Origin of the sequence: Pseudoalteromonas sp. SWXJ133, assembly GCF_015864365.1 — a bacterium.
GTDB classification, from domain to species: domain Bacteria; phylum Pseudomonadota; class Gammaproteobacteria; order Enterobacterales; family Alteromonadaceae; genus Pseudoalteromonas; species Pseudoalteromonas arctica.
In genome coordinates, this window is record NZ_JADYXJ010000003.1 from 104,512 (window position 1) to 122,967 (window position 18,456).

At 39.4% G+C, this 18,456-nt stretch carries 23 protein-coding genes; 14 read left to right on the forward strand and 9 right to left on the reverse strand.

The features are described 5' to 3' along the window. Positions 1-30: 30 nt before the first annotated feature. Entirely contained in the window at positions 31-1,176 is a 1,146-nt protein-coding gene (locus I6F40_RS03350; RefSeq protein ID WP_007587207.1) for an iron-containing alcohol dehydrogenase, read from the reverse strand. Positions 1,177-1,360: 184 nt separating this feature from the next. On the opposite strand from I6F40_RS03350, the gene I6F40_RS03355 reads away from it, so the two are divergent. After that, positions 1,361-2,245: an AraC family transcriptional regulator gene (locus tag I6F40_RS03355; RefSeq protein WP_024594102.1), complete on the forward strand. Its 885-nt coding sequence runs from the start codon at positions 1,361-1,363 to the stop codon at positions 2,243-2,245. Between the two features lie 22 nt (positions 2,246-2,267). Here the strand turns inward: I6F40_RS03355 and I6F40_RS03360 are convergent, their stop codons facing one another. The 8 genes from I6F40_RS03360 to I6F40_RS03395 all read right to left on the reverse strand — a co-directional run bounded on the left by I6F40_RS03360 (position 2,268) and on the right by I6F40_RS03395 (position 8,187). Further along, positions 2,268-2,840, reverse strand: coding sequence for a hypothetical protein (locus I6F40_RS03360; RefSeq protein WP_231609292.1), 573 nt, complete (start codon positions 2,838-2,840; stop codon positions 2,268-2,270). Between the two features lie 682 nt (positions 2,841-3,522). Beyond that, positions 3,523-4,782, reverse strand: a complete 1,260-nt coding sequence (gene murA / locus I6F40_RS03365; RefSeq protein WP_166377043.1) for a UDP-N-acetylglucosamine 1-carboxyvinyltransferase — start codon at positions 4,780-4,782, stop codon at positions 3,523-3,525. A gap of 13 nt (positions 4,783-4,795) precedes the next feature. Then, positions 4,796-5,053: a BolA family protein gene (locus I6F40_RS03370; protein WP_002957953.1), complete on the reverse strand. Its 258-nt coding sequence runs from the start codon at positions 5,051-5,053 to the stop codon at positions 4,796-4,798. A gap of 5 nt (positions 5,054-5,058) precedes the next feature. Continuing rightward, a complete protein-coding gene (locus I6F40_RS03375) occupies positions 5,059-5,352 on the reverse strand; it encodes an STAS domain-containing protein (protein WP_024599262.1) in 294 nt (97 codons plus the stop codon). Continuing rightward, positions 5,345-6,025 carry an MlaC/ttg2D family ABC transporter substrate-binding protein gene (locus I6F40_RS03380; protein WP_166377044.1) on the reverse strand — a complete coding sequence of 227 codons (681 nt, stop codon included), beginning with the start codon at positions 6,023-6,025 and terminating at the stop codon, positions 5,345-5,347. Before I6F40_RS03380 ends, I6F40_RS03375 begins: the two co-directional genes overlap by 8 nt. A 5-nt stretch (positions 6,026-6,030) precedes the next feature. Then, positions 6,031-6,579: an outer membrane lipid asymmetry maintenance protein MlaD gene (mlaD, locus tag I6F40_RS03385; protein ID WP_002957950.1), complete on the reverse strand. Its 549-nt coding sequence runs from the start codon at positions 6,577-6,579 to the stop codon at positions 6,031-6,033. A 13-nt stretch (positions 6,580-6,592) separates the two neighbouring features. Further along, the gene (mlaE, locus tag I6F40_RS03390; RefSeq protein ID WP_002957949.1) at positions 6,593-7,372 is read right to left on the reverse strand and encodes a lipid asymmetry maintenance ABC transporter permease subunit MlaE; all 780 of its coding nucleotides are present in this window, start codon (positions 7,370-7,372) and stop codon (positions 6,593-6,595) included. After that, positions 7,372-8,187 (reverse strand): ATP-binding cassette domain-containing protein, encoded by an 816-nt coding sequence (locus tag I6F40_RS03395; protein ID WP_076915496.1) that lies wholly within the window; start codon positions 8,185-8,187, stop codon positions 7,372-7,374. The genes mlaE and I6F40_RS03395 overlap by 1 nt, the downstream gene beginning before the upstream one ends. Positions 8,188-8,442: 255 nt before the next feature. Between I6F40_RS03395 and I6F40_RS03400 the strand changes: the two genes are divergently transcribed. From I6F40_RS03400 to I6F40_RS03460, 13 genes are all read left to right on the forward strand, one after another. Then, complete coding sequence (locus tag I6F40_RS03400; RefSeq protein ID WP_024607453.1) at positions 8,443-9,411, forward strand: calcium/sodium antiporter; 969 nt, start codon at positions 8,443-8,445, stop codon at positions 9,409-9,411. Between the two features lie 3 nt (positions 9,412-9,414). Beyond that, on the forward strand, positions 9,415-10,386 hold the full coding sequence (locus I6F40_RS03405) for a KpsF/GutQ family sugar-phosphate isomerase (RefSeq protein ID WP_166377045.1): 972 nt from the start codon (positions 9,415-9,417) through the stop codon (positions 10,384-10,386). Next, the gene (gene kdsC, locus I6F40_RS03410; protein ID WP_166377046.1) at positions 10,387-10,938 is read left to right on the forward strand and encodes a 3-deoxy-manno-octulosonate-8-phosphatase KdsC; all 552 of its coding nucleotides are present in this window, start codon (positions 10,387-10,389) and stop codon (positions 10,936-10,938) included. It begins immediately after the preceding gene. Continuing rightward, complete coding sequence (lptC, locus tag I6F40_RS03415) at positions 10,935-11,489, forward strand: LPS export ABC transporter periplasmic protein LptC (protein WP_149593485.1); 555 nt, start codon at positions 10,935-10,937, stop codon at positions 11,487-11,489. Before kdsC ends, lptC begins: the two co-directional genes overlap by 4 nt. Next, entirely contained in the window at positions 11,479-12,024 is a 546-nt protein-coding gene (gene lptA / locus I6F40_RS03420; RefSeq protein WP_166377047.1) for a lipopolysaccharide transport periplasmic protein LptA, read from the forward strand. Before lptC ends, lptA begins: the two co-directional genes overlap by 11 nt. Next, positions 12,021-12,746 (forward strand): LPS export ABC transporter ATP-binding protein, encoded by a 726-nt coding sequence (gene lptB / locus I6F40_RS03425; RefSeq protein ID WP_007580304.1) that lies wholly within the window; start codon positions 12,021-12,023, stop codon positions 12,744-12,746. The genes lptA and lptB overlap by 4 nt, the downstream gene beginning before the upstream one ends. A gap of 69 nt (positions 12,747-12,815) precedes the next feature. Further along, a complete protein-coding gene (locus tag I6F40_RS03430; RefSeq protein ID WP_166377048.1) occupies positions 12,816-14,315 on the forward strand; it encodes an RNA polymerase factor sigma-54 in 1,500 nt (499 codons plus the stop codon). A 26-nt stretch (positions 14,316-14,341) separates the two neighbouring features. Continuing rightward, complete coding sequence (gene hpf / locus I6F40_RS03435) at positions 14,342-14,629, forward strand: ribosome hibernation promoting factor (RefSeq protein ID WP_007580301.1); 288 nt, start codon at positions 14,342-14,344, stop codon at positions 14,627-14,629. Between the two features lie 4 nt (positions 14,630-14,633). Then, complete coding sequence (ptsN, locus tag I6F40_RS03440; protein ID WP_024590190.1) at positions 14,634-15,086, forward strand: PTS IIA-like nitrogen regulatory protein PtsN; 453 nt, start codon at positions 14,634-14,636, stop codon at positions 15,084-15,086. Positions 15,087-15,104: 18 nt separating this feature from the next. Further along, complete coding sequence (gene rapZ / locus I6F40_RS03445; protein WP_166377049.1) at positions 15,105-15,950, forward strand: RNase adapter RapZ; 846 nt, start codon at positions 15,105-15,107, stop codon at positions 15,948-15,950. A 42-nt stretch (positions 15,951-15,992) separates the two neighbouring features. Beyond that, complete coding sequence (locus I6F40_RS03450; protein WP_002957937.1) at positions 15,993-16,265, forward strand: HPr family phosphocarrier protein; 273 nt, start codon at positions 15,993-15,995, stop codon at positions 16,263-16,265. Positions 16,266-16,395: 130 nt separating this feature from the next. Beyond that, on the forward strand, positions 16,396-17,754 hold the full coding sequence (mgtE, locus tag I6F40_RS03455) for a magnesium transporter (protein WP_166377050.1): 1,359 nt from the start codon (positions 16,396-16,398) through the stop codon (positions 17,752-17,754). Positions 17,755-17,806: 52 nt separating this feature from the next. Beyond that, on the forward strand, positions 17,807-18,358 hold the full coding sequence (locus I6F40_RS03460) for a protein disulfide oxidoreductase (RefSeq protein ID WP_166377051.1): 552 nt from the start codon (positions 17,807-17,809) through the stop codon (positions 18,356-18,358). The last annotated feature ends 98 nt before the right edge of the window (positions 18,359-18,456 follow it).

Sequence of the window (18,456 nt, forward strand, 5' to 3'; positions counted from 1 at the left end):
TATATTTAAGTAAGCGCTTAGCTTTGAAAATTAAGCAACTGCTTGCTCTAAAATTTCGCGACTTTCTTTAAGCGTAATAGCTTGGTTTTCACCAAGTGCCAGCATGCCGTGTGCTTCAAGTTTGCCAATAATATTGTCAATAGCAGCGGCTTTATCATCGCCATGCTCAGTAAGCTGGGTCGCTACGTCAAGGCTGTGGTAAAACGCTTCGATTGCTAAAATTGTTTTCTCAGCTAAATCGTCAGATTGCTCAAGACCAAATACGTTTTTACCCATTTGCTCTAGTTTTGCTTTTTTAACTGCAAATTGGTTGCGTAGTAAAGAAGGCTGAACAATAGCAAGTGAACGAGCATGATCAACGCCGTAAGCAGCTGTAAGCTCGTGGCCAATCATGTGTGTTGCCCAATCTTGCGATACACCAGAACCAATTAAACCATTAAGTGCTTGGTTAGCTGCCCACATAAGGTTTGCACGCCATGCATCGTCTTGGTTTTCAAAGTTATCGCCCAGTGTTTTAAGCGTTCTTAAAAGTGCCTCTGCGTAACCTTCTTGAACCAATGCTGTTTCAGGGAATGTTAGGTACTGCTCACAGGTATGTACCCATGCATCTACTAATCCATTCACAAGTTGGCGCTGTGGTAATGTTTTCATTACATCAGGGTCCATAATCGCAAATTTAGGAAGTACTTCTGGTGATGCAAACGGTAGTTTTTGCTTTGTTGCTTCTTTGCTCACAACTGAGTTTTGGTTAGACTCTGAACCCGTTGCAGGCAATGTTAATATTGCACCAATTGGTAATGCGCTAGTAATAGTGTGCTTACCAGTAGGAATATCCCAACCTTCTCCATCATAAACTGCAGATGCTGCAATGTATTTAACGCCGTCGATTACTGAACCGCCGCCTACACCTAGTACAAAGTCGATGCCTTGTTCTTTACAAATTTTTACTGCTTGGTCTAGTACTTCTATAGTTGGGTTAGCGCCAACGCCCGAGAATTCAACCCAATCAAAGCCTTCAAGTGCTGCTGCAACTTGGTCGTACACGCCGTTCTTTTTAATTGAACCGCCGCCGTACACTACAAGTACTTTTTGATCCTTTGCGATCAAATCAGTTAGTGAGGCAATTTGTTCTTGGCCGAACTGGATAAGTGTTGGGTTTACGTAGCTAAATTTCATTATTTTGCTCCTAGGTGACGGTTAAATACTAAATATAATGCTTAGTTACTAACTAAGCTAAACTTCAATGAGTGCATATTAGTGGCAAAATAAACATAAAAAAAGCCCAATAACTCGCAAAAGCTTGCCTAAAACTGTCAAGATTGATATTTTACGCAAAATTCGTACGATAGTAGAAGTTTTAATGTCCTCAATAGCCAACATGATGCAAAAATTTGCAGAGCACAATAATTTACTTAACTTTGAAGGCAACATGGAAACCATTATTCCAGGTGTGTATTTTCATCGTGCAAGTAAAAGCTCGCCGCGCCAGCCACTTATATATAACTCAGGTATTATTATTGTTGGGCAAGGACATAAGATAATTCATTTCCCTGATCATCAAATAAAATATGGTGAAGGCGACTACCTTGTTTTAGGTGTACCAGTGCCACTTGAATGCGAAGCTTTTACCGATAACAACCAGCCTGTTATGGGTATTGTTATAGATATAAACCCGGTAATGTTACATAAATTAGTAAACCAAATTGGTACACATAAGCCATTCACCACTGGGCAAATGAGTGGCGTTCAATCGGCTAAAATAGATGGCGCAATGGAGCAAGTAACCCACCGTTTACTTAGCGTGCTTAATAACCCCATTGAAGCTGACGTTTTTGGCGAAGATATAGTAAAAGAATTGGTATATCGTGTACTTTGTGGTCCACAAGGACATACTTTAATAGGGCTTGCTATGCATGATGGGCATTATGCGCGTATCGCCCGTACGCTCTCAACTATGCACAGTAGTTATGCCAATCAAATTACAGTTGAGGGGTTGGCTGAAGATGTAAACATGAGCGTATCGTCGTTCCATCGTGCTTTTAGGCAAGTAACATTTGAGTCACCTTTGCAGTATTTAAAAAAAGTACGCTTAGCTAAAGCTAAAGAGCTTATAACCAGTAGTGGAAGCAAAGCCAACGAAGCTGCATTAAAGGTTGGCTATACCAGCCCATCGCAATTTAGCCGCGAATTTAAACGCCACTTTAATAAAACCCCCAGTGAAATGTTAATTCAACTACATAACTAGGTAATGGCTTTAGATATGTAAGTTAACCGAGCGAGTCAATCTTAAGCACTGCTTTTTTGGTGTTTAGCATAACTTGCTTGGTAAATTGGCGATTAATAAATTGGCTAAAAATAATAGTAAATAACGTTGAGAAAATGGCAGCTGTTGCGTACACCTGCCAAATCATAAAGTTATGTTTTAACATAAACGCAATCACCGCAAAAAATACACATCCACCTAATGAACCAATAATACCGCCATTAAGAATTTTAAACGTTGAGGCTTGTTTGTCACTAAAATGGGCAACACTGCCCATTACCGCCAAAATAACCGGAAAGGTAGATATTAACCCGCTCCACGCAGACCCTATATGCTGTGATATAAACGTAACAAGCACGATAAAGCTCGTCACTAATATCATTTTTACCGGAAGCTCCCAGCGGGCATTTAATGGTTTTGCATCAACTGATATATTTAGCTTTGTAGAGATAATAGTTAAACCAAGTAAAATACAAAGTGAAACCACACTCGCTACAATAATATTCACGGGTAAAAATAAAGTAATAACGCTAAATACACACCAAATACTCAACGCTGTAAAAAGCGATTTAAGCATTCCAAACCTTCGTGATACAACCAAGTAACTAAAACAAAATAAGCCTATACCGCTCATACCATAAAGAGAGGCCACCGCTGAGTTAGCTGCAAATAATTTACCTTGCTCTAATGCTATAAAATAAGAAATAGGCCCAGAGGTAATAGGCAGCCAGGAATTATGCCGCTAACAAAACTACCAAAGCGTTTTTGGGCGAATCTTATTAGTAAAATAAGTAAAGGTGCAATTATGAGTTTAAGCAGCATAAATAACAGTAAAGTATGAGATTTTAAATTAAATCTACGTGTCTATACCTACATTGTAGAATGAATAAAAATCATGCATGTAGTGTGATTTTTTCCCTTGTAAATGTTAGGCGATTTTTCAACATATTATTACGTTTGTCAGTTCTAAATGTGTAATACCAATCTGCTTATATATGGGGTCTATTTAACGTTAAGAAAATCACGCTAGAACTAGGAATTTTTTTATCTAGTTGTTCTAAATAAAAATTTTAACGACATTATAGTAAAATTTAATTCGTTAAGTTGCTCAAAGGTTTATGCAGGTTGATATAAACACTTATTAGAACTATATGTAAGACACAAATAAGGCGTAGTTAAAAACTACGCCTTATTCTTTTGCTAAAGTAGTCAATTAAGTTAAATCGCTCAAAACATAAAATCCTGAGCAAAGCTCACTATTAACTACTTCTACGTTTAATGTTTGCGCCTAATGCACTTAGTTTATCTTCAATGCGCTGGTAACCTCTATCAACGTGATAAATACGGTCAACAACCGTTTCACCCTGTGCCACTATACCCGTTAAAATTAAACTAGCTGAAGCGCGTAGATCGGTTGCCATCACTTGCGCACCCGTTAAGCTTTCAGTCTCACCACAAATTGCGGTATGCCCTTCTAAACGAATATTAGCGCCCATACGCTGTAACTCTGGTACATGCATAAAACGGTTTTCAAAAATCGTTTCCGTAATAGTCGCACTACCATTTGCTACTACATTCAATGCTGTAAACTGAGCTTGCATATCCGTAGGGAAACCTGGATGTGGAGCTGTTTTAATATTCACGGCTCTAAGTTCTCGGCCGCGCATATCAAGATAAATACTGTCGTTATGCACCTCTAGGTGTGCATTCGTTGCGCGTAGTTTTTCAATCACAGGCTCAAGAGAATGAAAGTCAGTGTTTTTACAAAGTACTTCACCACCGGCCATTGCTGCAGCGACTAAAAACGTACCTGTTTCTATTCTGTCTGGTAAAATGCTGTGCTCGCATCCTGCTAAACGCTCAACGCCTTCAACTTCAATGCGGCTAGTGCCTGCACCCGTAATTTTAGCGCCCATAGCAATTAAGCAGTTAGCTAAATCAATTATTTCGGGCTCGCGTGCAGCATTATCAAGTATGGTTTTACCATCAGCGAGGGCTGCTGCCATCAATAGATTTTCGGTAGCGCCTACGCTTACCATTTCCATAAAGATTTCAGCACCTTTTAAGCGACCGTTTACCTTGGCATTAATATAACCATTTTCAACGTTAATTACCGCGCCCATGCGCTCCAAACCCTGAATATGAATATCAACTGGGCGAGCACCAATAGCGCACCCACCAGGCAAAGACACTTGAGCTTCACCAAAACGTGCAACCAAAGGTCCCAACGCAAGCACTGAGGCACGCATTTGCTTAACTAAGTCGTATGGCGCTAATGTTTTATTAACCGTTGCGCCGTCAATCACTAGCGTATCGCCGTGCCAATTAACATCAGCACCTAGAGTTTTTAATAATGCTTCAGTAGTCACTATATCGCGAAGGCGCGGTACATTAGAAAATGTACTTTTTCCATCAGCTAATAATGAAGCAAACAAAATAGGAAGTGCGGCATTTTTAGCGCCAGAAATAGTCACTTCACCAGCAAGTGAAGTACCACCTTGAATTACAAATTGATCCATTAAGAGGCCCTATTTATTGCGGTAAAATAAATTTTTGTTCACGCTTCCACTCTACAGGAGTAAATGCACGAATAGATACTGCGTGAATTGTGCCATCTGAAATTGTATTCATTAATGGGCCATAAACTAGCTGCTGCTTTTTAACTCGGCTTAAACCGTCAAAGCATTCACCTACTGCAACAACTTCATAATGACTACCATTGGCTTTTACATGCACTTCAGCTAATTGAAGTTCTTCGCGTAATAATGTTTCGACTTGGCTAGTTTCCATAACTCTCACTCAAATAGGGTTGTAACCTGACCCAATTGCATTAAATTTTGCAATTGCTCAGGTAGGTTTTGCAATTCAAGGCGAATGCCTTGCTGCTTTAATTCTGCAAAAGAGTGAATTAACCAAGCTAAGCCCGCTGTGTCAACCCTAGATACACCACTTAGGTCGAAATAGATGATTTTATGCTTGGTTAATAGCTTGTTGTTCAGAAGCTGTTCATCGCCAATTGAATTTCGAGTAAGCTCACCGCTTACTCGAAAATGTTGTCCATCAACTTGGCTTATTGCCAATTTAGTCATTCGAGTTACTGCCTCTAAACTGAACTGGTAGCTGACTCTTTTGCTCTAAAAGGTTACTTACATTATCAATACCTTGCTGACGCAAAATACCTTGTAGTTCACTTTGTTTTGCATCTAGTAAACTAATGCCTTCAGCAATCATATCGTACGCGCGCCATTCACCATCACGGTCTTCACGTACTTTAAAATCGATTCTGATATCAGGTTTACCGTCTTCAATAATTTTAGTCTTAACGACAACGACATCTTTACCTTTAAATGCTTGCTCGGCACCAAACTCAACTTTTTGGTTTGTATATTGAGTAAACACACCGGCATAAGTAGCTACTAAGTACTCTCTGAATACACCAATAAAGCGCTGAATTTCTTTAATTGCTTTGGCTTTTTCAGCTTCGTCGGTAATTGCACGTACTTTAGATACTTCACTACCTAGTACGCGAAGTGCTGCATATTTGTAGTCGATATAAGGCATTAATTCTTCTTCAACGATTACGCGAAGATGCTCTTGATCTTTAACAATTAATGGCTGGTCTTTTTTAATACGTGCAAATGTATTATCGGCAACTTGGCGTACCATTTTGTTCGGATCGATTAATTTTACATCTGCTGCACTTACGCTTTGAGTTAGCGTCATTGTGCTAATTGCTACAATAGCTAAAAACTTTTTCAACATAATAATTACTCACTACCTTGGTTGAATAAAAACTGCCCGATTAATTCTTCAAGTACAATGGCAGACTTAGTATCAGTAATTGAATCGCCATCACCTAGTGCTTTGCTTTCCACACCAAATAAATCGTCAATTGCTTCATCTTGCTTGTTTTCAGTCACTGTTTCGCCTAAACAACGTTGCTTAGCAGAATCTGGAGAAATTACAGGGTGAATACCTAAGTACTGCTCACCTAAAATACCCGACGTTAAAATAGAGATTGAGCTTGTGTCTGAAAAGCGACATAAGTACTGTGCATCAATAGTCATATTAACGACTGGTAAAAATTCTTGTGGGTGAACATAAATTGATTCAACACGACCAATTACAACACCACCTACTTTTACTGGTGCACGTGCTTTTAATGAGCCAATGTTTTCAAACTTGGCATTAAGCGTATATGTTTCGCCAGAGCCACTAATACCTGAATTGGCAACTTTAAGTGCGAGCATCGCAAAAGCTAAAATGCCAAGTGCTACAAAAAAACCAACTAAAATTTCTAATTTCCGTGAATTCATTATCTATACCCTATTAGCTGGTAAACATTACCGCTGTCAAAATAAAGTCAAAACCTAAAACTGCTAATGACGAATGAACAACCGTTTCGGTGGTTGCTTTGCTGATCCCTTCTGAGGTCGGCACACAGTCATATCCTTTATAAAGCGCAATCCAGGTCACCACTATGGCAAATACAAAACTCTTAATAATACCGTTTAGTATGTCTTGCTGAAACGACACTTGTGATTGCATGATTGACCAAAAACTACCTGTATCAACCCCCAGCCAATCTACACCCACTAAATGAGCGCCTATGATTGCTACGGCTGAAAATATCAATGCAAGCAATGGCATGCTTATAAAACCCGCCCAAAAGCGCGGTGCAATAATACGTTTTAGCGGATCGATTGCCATCATCTCAAGTGATGAAAGTTGCTCTGTTGCTTTCATTAAGCCAATTTCAGCAGTCAATGCGCTACCTGCGCGTCCTGCAAATAGTAATGCAGTAACAACCGGGCCCAGTTCTCGCAATAAACTCAGAGCCACTAACGGTCCTAAACTATCCTCAGCGCCATAACCAACTAATACGGTGTAACCTTGTAGAGCCAACACCATGCCGATAAACAAACCCGACACCATAATAATGAGTAACGATTGCGAACCAACCATATAGAGCTGGCGAACAAGTAACGGTGTGCCTTTTTTAAAATTAGGAACATGCGCTAATGCACTAAACAGCATATAAGCCGAACGGCCAAGAGCCGCAAAACGTCCTAGCGTTTTATGCCCTAGCTTTTGAAATAAATCCAACATTATGCTTTTTCTCCAAGCAGTTCATCTGCATAAGCTTGAGCCGGAAAATGAAATGGTACTGGACCATCCGACAAGCCTTTTAAAAACTGTTGAACTAAAGGAGATTCATGATTGCGCATTTCATCAGGAGTACCACAACCAATTACACCTTGATCGGCGATAATTATAACGTGATCGGCAATACTCATTACCTCTGTCACATCGTGTGTCACAATTAAAGACGATAAACCCAATACTTCGTTAAGCGACTTAATTAGCTTAACCAATACGCCCATCGAAATAGGGTCTTGTCCTGCAAATGGTTCATCGTACATGATTAGCTCTGGATCAAGTGCTATAGCGCGCGCAAGTGCAGCACGTCTTGCCATACCGCCCGATAACTCAGAGGGCATTAAATCTTTAGCGCCACGTAGCCCAACCGCTTGTAATTTCATTAATACAACTAATCGAATAAGGTCTTCACTCAGCTTTGTGTGCTCTCTTATAGGAAACGCAATATTGTCAAATACCGACATATCAGTAAACAGCGCACCACTTTGAAAAAGCATGCTCATTTTAGTACGTGCTTCGTATAACTCTTTACGAGACATTTTAGGAATGCTGCCACCTTCAAATAAAATATCACCTGAATCTGGTTTAAGCTGACCACCAATTAAACGCAACATAGTGGTTTTGCCAATTCCGCTTGGCCCCATGATCGCAGTAATTTTACCTTTAGGAACGCTAAAACTCATATTTTTATATATAGTTCTATTGCCTCTCGAAAAGCTAACATCCTTGACTTCTACTATTGATTGCGACAAGTCGCTCTCCATAAAAATGTTCACTAGTGCACCTATTTTAAAGCTTTTTTGTCAAAGATGGAAAAAACAATTCGTAAGATTTTGTAATACATCCATGAAAAGGATTATAAGACTCGCTTAAAACAGCTTAACCCCGGCTTAAATTTTTAAATTAGCTGTTTAAAAGCAGCATTGTTACGTAGTTGACCTTACTCTTTTATTTATACTTTCATCTTGGCTTTTGTTACTATTCGCGCCATCCGTATTTTGTATAACTGGCTTAACACAATGGTTACCTCGTTTGTTATTTTAATTCTTGGTTTTGCAGCTCTTGTTTGGAGTGCAGACAGGTTTGTTTATGGCGCTGCGGCTCTTGCTAAAAACTTTGGTGTACCTACACTTATTGTTGGTTTAACCGTGGTAGCTATGGGCTCTTCAGCACCCGAAATGATGGTTTCAGCCTCTGCCGCTCTGGCTAACAAAACCGACACAGCGGTTGGCAATGCTGTTGGCTCTAATATTACAAACATTTTACTTGTGTTAGGTATCACTGCTCTATTTCGCCCTCTTTCAGTTTCATCAAGTACATTAAAACGTGAAATGCCATTAGTGATGCTCGTATCTTTAGCTACTTGGTATGTGTTCTCAGATAACTACTTTTCATTTAATGAAGGTGTTGCACTTTTGGTTGGCTTTATCGTATTCATCGGTGGGTTAATTATTGTATCTATGCGTGCAAAAAACCAAGATGACCCATTTGTCTCAGAAGCCTGCGACGACGTCCCTAACGATGTACCTACGAAAAAAGCGGTATTTTGGTTAGTTGTCGGCATGATACTCCTACCTGTTAGCTCTCATTTTTTAATAGGTTCGGCTGTAGATATTGCTAAATACTTCGGCTTAAGCGACTTAGTCATTGGCTTAACAATTATTGCCATCGGTACTAGTTTGCCTGAACTTGCCGCTTCGGTTGCAGGTGTACTTAAAAATGAAGATGATTTAGCACTAGGTAATATTGTTGGCTCAAACATATTTAATATTCTAGCGGTATTACCACTTGCCGGTATTATTAACCCTTCTGCCATTGACCCATCATTAGTAAGCCGAGACGTATTAATTATGATTGGCGCAACACTTGCTCTTATTATTATGTCATTGAACTTTAGAGGCACCCAACGTATCAATAGAGTAGAAGGCGGCTTATTGCTAATAGCGTTTTTGGGTTACCAAGGGTATATTTTTAGTCAAGTAGGGTAAATAATGGCAACGCTAAATTTTATTGAACAAGGCCTTCGCGTTTTAGATGTTGAACGCCAAGCACTTAGTGATATTGCACAATATGTAGATGAGAATTTTCATAACGCATGCCAATTAATGTACGACTGTGAAGGCCGTATTATTGTCATTGGTATGGGTAAATCAGGTCATATTGGCAATAAAATAGCAGCAACCCTTGCAAGCACTGGCAGTCCTGCATTTTTTGTTCACCCTGGTGAAGCAAGTCATGGTGATTTAGGTATGATCACTAAAAATGACGTGGTTATGCTTATTTCTAATTCAGGTGAGACCAGCGAAGTTTTAAATATCATTCCCGTTTTAAAACGACTTGGTGCCAAAATGATATCGATGACTGGCAATACGCAATCAACCATGGCGACCCTTGCTAATGTGCATGTGTGCATTAAAGTAGAAAAAGAAGCCTGCTCATTGGGACTAGCTCCTACATCAAGTACCACTGCAACACTTGCGATGGGCGATGCCATGGCAGTTGCATTATTAGAAGCTCGCGGCTTTACTGCTGATGACTTCGCGTTATCTCACCCAGGTGGTAGTTTAGGTAAGCGCTTATTACTCACTTTAAAAGATGTTATGCACGGCGGCGTAAATACACCTATTATTAGCGTTTCACAAACAGTTAAAGACGCCCTTATTGAAATGTCTGCTAAAGGGTTAGGCATGACAGCCATTGTTGATGATAATCAGCAATTAGTAGGCCTATTTACCGATGGCGATTTACGTCGTATTTTAGAGCAAAGAATTGATATTCATACAACACAAATAGATGTTGTTATGACTAAGTCATGTACTACGGCTACGCAAGATATTTTAGCCGCTGAAGCGCTTAATATTATGGAACACAAACGTATAAATGGCTTAATCGTTGTCAATGAGCTAAATCAGCCTATTGGCGCATTGAACATGCAAGACCTATTAAAAGCAGGAGTGTTATAAATGCAATTTGAAGAACTCTATCAACCGCTGAGCGATGATGCAAAAGCACGCGCTAAAAAAGTAAAGCTACTTATATGCGATATTGATGGTGTATTTTCTGATGGCCGTATTTATCTTGGTAATCAAGGTGAAGAGCTAAAAGCATTTAATACAAAAGATGGTTTTGGCATTAAAGCGCTTATAAACAGTGGCTTTGAAGTTGCTGTAATTACTGGTCGTCATTCACAAATAGTGCAACAACGTATGAGCAGCTTAACCGTACAGCATATTTATCAAGGCCAAGAAAATAAGCTCATTGCCTATCAAGAGCTAAAAGATAAACTCAACCTTAGTGATGAACAAATTGCTTATATCGGTGATGATGGTCCTGACATGCCCGTTATGGAATTCGTCGGCTTTGCTGTTGCAGTAAATGATGCCCATCCACTTATTAAACGTTTATCACACTATGTAACGCAAATGCCTGGCGGCTTTGGCGCAGTGAGAGAGCTTACCGACCTGCTCATGCTTGAAAATGGTAAAGCATTAACTACACAAGGCACTAGTTCATGAATGCAGCGCGCATAATATTAAGCGTTTTATTCATTAGCTGTATGGTTTGGCTTTGGTACCCTTATTTTACACAAACTAATGTTGCACCTCAGGCTGAGCCTGAAGTTATTGCAAAACCTGACTACATAGCTATTGAACTCAAACAAACAGCCTATGACGAGCAAGGTAAAATTAGCCACAAAGTCACTGCTGCTAAAATGGAGCTATATCAGCAATTAGGTTTTACATTTTTTGAAAAACCCATTTTTACTTTATATAACGAAAAGCAAACGTGGCAAATAAATGCAGACGAAGCAACATTATACGAAGACAAGCAATTAATTTTAGAAGGTAATGTGGTTGCCAAAAACTTAACCGATAACGCCATGATAGACAAAATCAATGCTGATAATATTCAGGTAGATATAAAGCTATTAACAATGCGTTCGGAGCAACCCGTTATCATCACCGGACCCAATTTAAAAATCACTGGTAAAGGCCTAGAAGCCGACTTAAAAACCGAAGTGATAAAACTAATTAACCATACGCGAACCATATATTATGACCAATAAAATATTAAAATCACTTATTATTCCTACACTTATACTAGCGTTTAATAGTAGTGCTGCAGAGCAAAACTCGCAACCTGCTGCAAATCAAATTTCAATAAGCGCCGATAAGCAAGAAGGCCAATTAAAAGCTAACGTGGGTATTTTTGAGAAAAACGTTGAGATTATTCACGGTAATCGCCGAATTACAGCAGACCGCCTCGAAGTACATAAGCGCGATGAACTTGGTGATAACCAGCAACTATTAATTGCCACGGGTAGCCCTGCTCGCTTTGAAGAGAAGCAATCAGATGGCACAACTATGAGCGCCAGTGCAGACGAAGTTCGTTACGATGTATCTAAACGTTTTTTAACGCTCGTTGGTAATGCAGAAGTATCGCAAGCAGGACAAAAAATTAATGCTAAAAGTATTACCTACGATATAGAACAACAGTTAATCAGTGCCGAAAAAGATGAAAACTCAACTGACCGCGTTCACACTATTTTAGTGCCTATCGAAACTAAAAAAAGTAAAAAAGACGATAAAGGTCAGCCATGAGTACATTAAAAGCAGAACTATTAGCAAAGAGCTATAAAGGTCGTGAAGTTGTCAAAAACGTCGGCCTTGAAGTCAAAGCAGGCAGTATTGTTGGTTTACTTGGTCCTAACGGCGCAGGTAAAACCACCACGTTTTATATGATTGTGGGACTTGTACCTAGCGACAAAGGTAAAATTTCTATCGATGATAACGATATTACTCTTTTACCTATGCATAGTCGTGCTAGATTAGGCATTGGCTACTTACCACAAGAGTCTTCAATTTTTAGAAAACTGACTGTTTATCAAAACTTAATGGCAATTTTAGAAACACGCAAAGAGTTAAATAAGCAAGCCCGAGAAGACACGCTCGATAAATTATTAGATGAATTTAGCATACAACACATTCGTGATAGCCAAGGTATGGCATTATCGGGTGGCGAACGTCGCCGCGTGGAAATAGCACGTGCGCTGGCAGCCGATCCTAAATTTATATTATTGGATGAACCATTTGCAGGTGTTGACCCGATTTCGGTATTAGATATAAAGAAAATAATAGAACATCTCAAAAATCGTGGGATTGGTGTATTGATTACCGATCATAACGTAAGAGAAACCCTTGATGTTTGTGAAAAAGCCTACATTGTTTCTCATGGGGAGCTGATTGCATCAGGTACTCCAGAACACGTATTAAATGATAAAACAGTACGCGATGTTTACTTAGGCGAGCAATTTAGGCTGTAACATTTACGCCATGTCTTTAAGCATCTGCTAGTATTAATTATAACAACATAAAAGGATTGTTAGAGATACATGAGGCAATCACTACAGCTGCGCATGGGCCAGCAACTTACAATGACTCCACAGCTGCAACAAGCTATTCGTTTGTTGCAACTCAGTACATTGGATCTCCAGCAAGAAATACAAGAAGCTCTCGACAGCAACCCGCTATTAGAGGTTGAAGAGGCAGATTATTCAGAAGACGCTGCAGGTAAAAACGAGCAAAAAGCTGATACCGATGACATAACTGTTAGCGCATCTGCCGATGATGCTCCAAGCGAATATGAACAAGATAGTGGTGAAGCACTTGCAAAAGACACGCTAAGTGACGACATGGCTATGGATGTTAGCTGGGATGAGTACATGAGTGCCGCCCCTGCAGCATCATCAGGTCCAATGCCTGAAGACGAGTCAATATACCAAGGCGCCTCTACTGAAACGCTCCATGAGTATTTAATGTGGCAGTTACAACTAACGCCATTTAGCCCTACAGACGAAGCTATTGCTATTGCGATTGTAGAAGCCGTCGATGATTCAGGTATTTTAACACTAAGCTGCGAAGAGATTTTAGAAAGCTTTAATCAAGAAAACGAAGATGATAACGAAGTCGAACTTGATGAAATTGAAGCTGTATTAAAACGCATCCAACTGTTTGATCCTGTCGGTATTGCTGCGCGTAGTTTACAAGAGTGTTTGTGTATTCAGCTTAACCAGTTTGACAAAGAAACACCTTACATTAATGAAACAAAAATGATTTTAACCGAGCATATTGATTTATTAGCTGCTCGTGACTATCGTACATTAATGAAGAAAACTAAGCTCAAAGAAGAAGAGCTTAAAGAAGTAATGACATTAATACATACTCTTAGCCCTAAACCTGCAGATACTATTGTAAGAGAAGAATCTGAGTATGTTATTCCTGATGTGTCAGTTAAAAAAATAAAAGGCCGCTGGGTTGTTGAACTAAACCCAGATAGCATGCCTAAAATTCGTGTTAATAGCCAATACGCAGCAATGTCTCGCACTGTAAAATCCAGTGGTGACAGCCAGTTTATTCGCTCGCATTTACAAGAAGCTAAATGGTTTATTAAAAGCTTAGAAAGTAGAAATGACACGCTATTAAAAGTAACCAATTGCATTGTTAAGCAACAACAAGGCTTTTTTGAACACGGCCCTGAAGCCATGAAACCAATGGTTTTAAATGATGTTGCTGAAATGGTAGAAATGCACGAATCAACGATTTCGCGCGTAACAACCCAAAAGTATATGCACACACCCCGTGGTATATTTGAGCTAAAATACTTTTTCTCAAGCCATGTAAGCACCGAAAACGGTGGTGAATGTTCATCTACGGCTATACGTGCTCTTATCCGAAAATTAATCGCTGCAGAAAACTCAGTAAAACCATTGAGTGATAGCAAAATAGCGGATATATTGGCTGAGCAAGGAATTAAAGTAGCGAGACGCACAATCGCAAAATATCGCGAATCTCTGTCTATTCCACCGTCAAATCAACGTAAAAGTTTGATTTAAGACGCTAAACTAAGAGGGTAATGCTTATGCAACTAAACTTAACTGGTCGCCACGTAGAATTAACCGATTCACTAAGAGACTATATTAATACTAAATTTGCGAAGCTAGAAAGACACTCTGATCATATTAATAATGTTCATGTCATTCTCGATGTAGAAAAATTAAACCAAAAAGCAGAAGCCACGATACACGTAAGCGGTGCTGAGCTATTTGCCTCTACAGAACATCAAGATATGTATGCCGCCATTGACTCGTTGATCGACAAGCTCGATCGACAAGTAATTAAACACAAAGAGAAGCTTGCTCGACACTAATATGATGAAATTAAGCTCACTTATATGCCAGGACTGCAGCAAAGCTGCGGTCCTTTTTAATAGCAAAAAAAGAATTTTAGAGTTCATTAGCGAACTTGCTCACGACAAACTTCCGTACCTACCGCAACAAGATATTCTTAATGCTTTAATGAGCAGAGAAAAATTGGGTAGTACAGGTATAGGGCGTGGCATTGCCATTCCTCATGGAAGAATGAGCGGTGCAGAAGAGCCTTTGGCTTTAGTACTCGTTAGCGAAACTCCAATAAATTTTGATGCGATCGATAATCGCCCTGTTGATATTTTCGTCGCACTCATCGTACCAGATGGCGATAACCAGCAGCACTTAAAGACTCTAGCAACCATTGCTGATAAACTAAACAACAAAGATTTTTGTAAACAGTTACGCAGTGCAAAATCAGATACTGAGCTTTACCAAGTTATTGTCAATCAATCATAGTTTTATAAAGGGTGTTAAATGGAGTTAATTATCATAAGCGGCCGTTCTGGTTCTGGAAAGTCGGTTGCTTTACGCGTTGTAGAAGATTTAGGTTATTATTGCGTAGATAATATTCCAGTTAACTTGCTTCCTTCATTAGTTCGCAGTGTGTCTGATAGCTACGATAAAATTGCTGTTAGCATTGATGTGCGTAACATCCCTAAACAACAAGATGAATTTAACGATATTCTTGAATACTTGCCAGGCTTTGCAAACCCTACGTTATTTTATTTAGATAGCGACGATCAAACATTGATCAAACGTTTTTCTGAAACTCGTAGATTACACCCACTATCAATTGACTCGTTGCCTCTTGATTTAGCCATCAAAAAAGAAAAAGAATTACTTGATGTATTAATCACTCGCGCCGACTTTATGATAGACACGACTGATTTGAGTGTTCATCAACTTGCTGAATCTATTCGTGAAAAGATTTTAGGTAAAAAAGATAAGCAACTGATTGTCACGTTTGAATCATTTGGTTTTAAATACGGCATACCAAAAGAAGCCGACTATGTATTTGATGCACGCTTTTTACCAAATCCACATTGGGAACCTGAATTAAAACCTTTAAATGGGTTAGATCAACCCGTTAAAGATTATTTGGCCAATCACAGCATTGTGCAAAAATTCACATGGCAAATTCAAACATTTGTACAAACGTGGTTACCGCACTTAGAGCGAAATAACCGCAGTTATTTAACTATTGCTATTGGGTGTACAGGCGGACAACATCGCTCTGTATATTTAGCGCAAACCATCGGTGAAAGTTTTGCAATGACACATCCCAATGTAAAAATTCGCCATCGCGAACAAGAAAAATAATATAGCGGAATAAGAACCTGTTCAGCTTAGGTAGAGTAAATTATGCATTGTGAAGACACTTTTTTAATAAAAAATAAATTAGGATTACACGCCAGAGCTGCTACCGTGCTTGCCCAGTTGGCAGTGCAGTTTGATGCTACAATTACATTATTTCAAGACGACAAAGAAGCGGCAGGCGATAGCGTACTTGCACTAATGTTACTTGAAAGTAGCCAAGGCAAAGAAGTAAAAGTTGTATGCAAAGGCCCCGATTCTGAGCAAGCTTTGCATGCTGTTGGAGAATTAATAGCACAACGTTTTAATGAACAAGAATAAACAGTTATAAGAATAATACTCGCATTACAAATGCCTCGACTAAAACAGATATATAAAATAAATACGGTTAGTGACGCCAGTTAACTCACCTCTCCCCATAAAGTAACATAAGAATTTATAAAGGACGCCAATGCCTGAAGCTTTTGAACAAGATTACCCGCTACAACAACTAAAGCAGGTGACTAAGTCACTCAATAGTGGTCAATTTGTTCAAGTTAGGCGCATGCTCGCAAAAACAGCTCCTTGTGATACCGCATTATTATTAGAATCATCACCGCATAAAATTCGCCGACTCCTTTGGCAGTTGGTTGATCCTGATGTGCAAGGTGATGTTCTTGAAGAACTATCTGAAGATGTTCGTTTAGGCATTATTGCCCAGATGGAACCTAAGCATATTGCAGCCGCAACAGAAGATATGGGCCACGATGACTTAGGTGAAGTATTACGTAGTCTACCAGACACCGTCTACAAAGACGTTGTTAGCGCGATGGACATTCAAGACCGTGAACGTGCAACACAAGCACTTTCGTATCAAGAGCGCTCTGCAGGCGCGCTAATGAACACCGATACGGTGACCATCCGCCCTGACGTAACACTCGATGTTGTACTTAGGTATATTAGGCTACGTGGCGAGTTACCAGAAGGTACCGATGATTTATACGTTGTTGATAAGCATAACTGCTTTATAGGCGCTTTATCGCTGAGTACATTATTAACTAACCCGCCAGAAAAAATTGTTCGCGATTTAATGGATGAAGATTGTGAATCCATTCCAATCTCAATGGATGAAAGTGAAGTCGCGCAATTATTTGAACGTCATAATTGGATATCGGCACCCGTAGTTGATGATAACGATCAGCTCCTTGGTCGTGTCACTATCGATGACATCGTTGACGTAATCCGAGAAGATGCTGAGCATAGTTTATTGGGCTTAGCCGGTCTTGATGATGAAGAGGATACATTCGCTCCTGTACTAAAAAGCTCTAAAAAACGCTCAGTTTGGTTAGGTGTCAACTTACTAACTGCACTTGCAGCTGCTTTTGTAGCTAGCTTTTTTGAAGGCACTTTAGATGTTTTACCTATTTTAGCTGTACTTAACGGTATTGTTCCTTCAATGGGCGGTGTTGCAGGTAGCCAATCGCTAACTCTCGTTATTCGTGGTATTGCAGTAGGTCATATTAATCAAACTAACCAACGCTTTTTAATGATGAAGGAGCTTGCTATTGGCGCGTTAAACGGTGTTTTGTGGTCGTTGTTAATTGCAGGTGTTATTGCACTATGGCAATGGGACTTTATGCTTGGTGGCGTACTTGCCTTTGCTATGTTTATGAATCTGGTTGTGGCCGGCGTTGCTGGTGCGAGTATCCCTATTATTCTTAAAAAGATGAATATAGATCCCGCTCTTGCAGGTAGTGTAGTTTTAACTACAATTACAGATATTGTGGGTATATTCGCCTTTTTAGGCACCGCAACATGGCTGCTGATATAAGTTTAAAATGTAAATTTTTGAAGTTAACATATTTAGAGAAAAATCAGCCATTATGACAACTAATACCAAAAATAAAAAAGACACACCTAAAAAAGCGCCAAAACAAAAAGGCCTATCAATATTAAAGAGTGTGTTGATATATGGTTTCATATTTTTCGTAATTTATAACGCTGTAAATTGGTGGCGACAACCTGTTATGCCAGCAAATCCTCAATTACAATTAATAGATTATAAAGGGCAAAACATTGATTTAGCAGCAATGAGCCAAGATAAACCAACACTTGTCTATTTTTGGGGAACTTGGTGCCCTATTTGTAGTATTACCTCCCCTGCCATAAACGAACTCGCAAACGAGAATAACTACCCTGTAGTGAGCATCGCAGTAAAATCAGGTTCGGATCAAAAACTACATGAGTATCTAAATGATCATGGCTACAGTTTTACCACTGTCAACGATCAACACGGTGAGATATTTGCCGATTGGCAAGGGCAAGTCACGCCATCTTATATAATCTTAAAAGATAATAAAATGACGCAAGGGCTAACAGGCATTCAGCCGTTATGGTCACTTAAATTACGTTTGTGGTTATCATCAACGTTTTAAGAAAAAACTAACTGCAAGTATATAGGCACTAAATACGTGCTATCTCAAGAGGGGTTTCTAAAAGCTCGCTCTTTATCACCTACAATAATATAGATAAT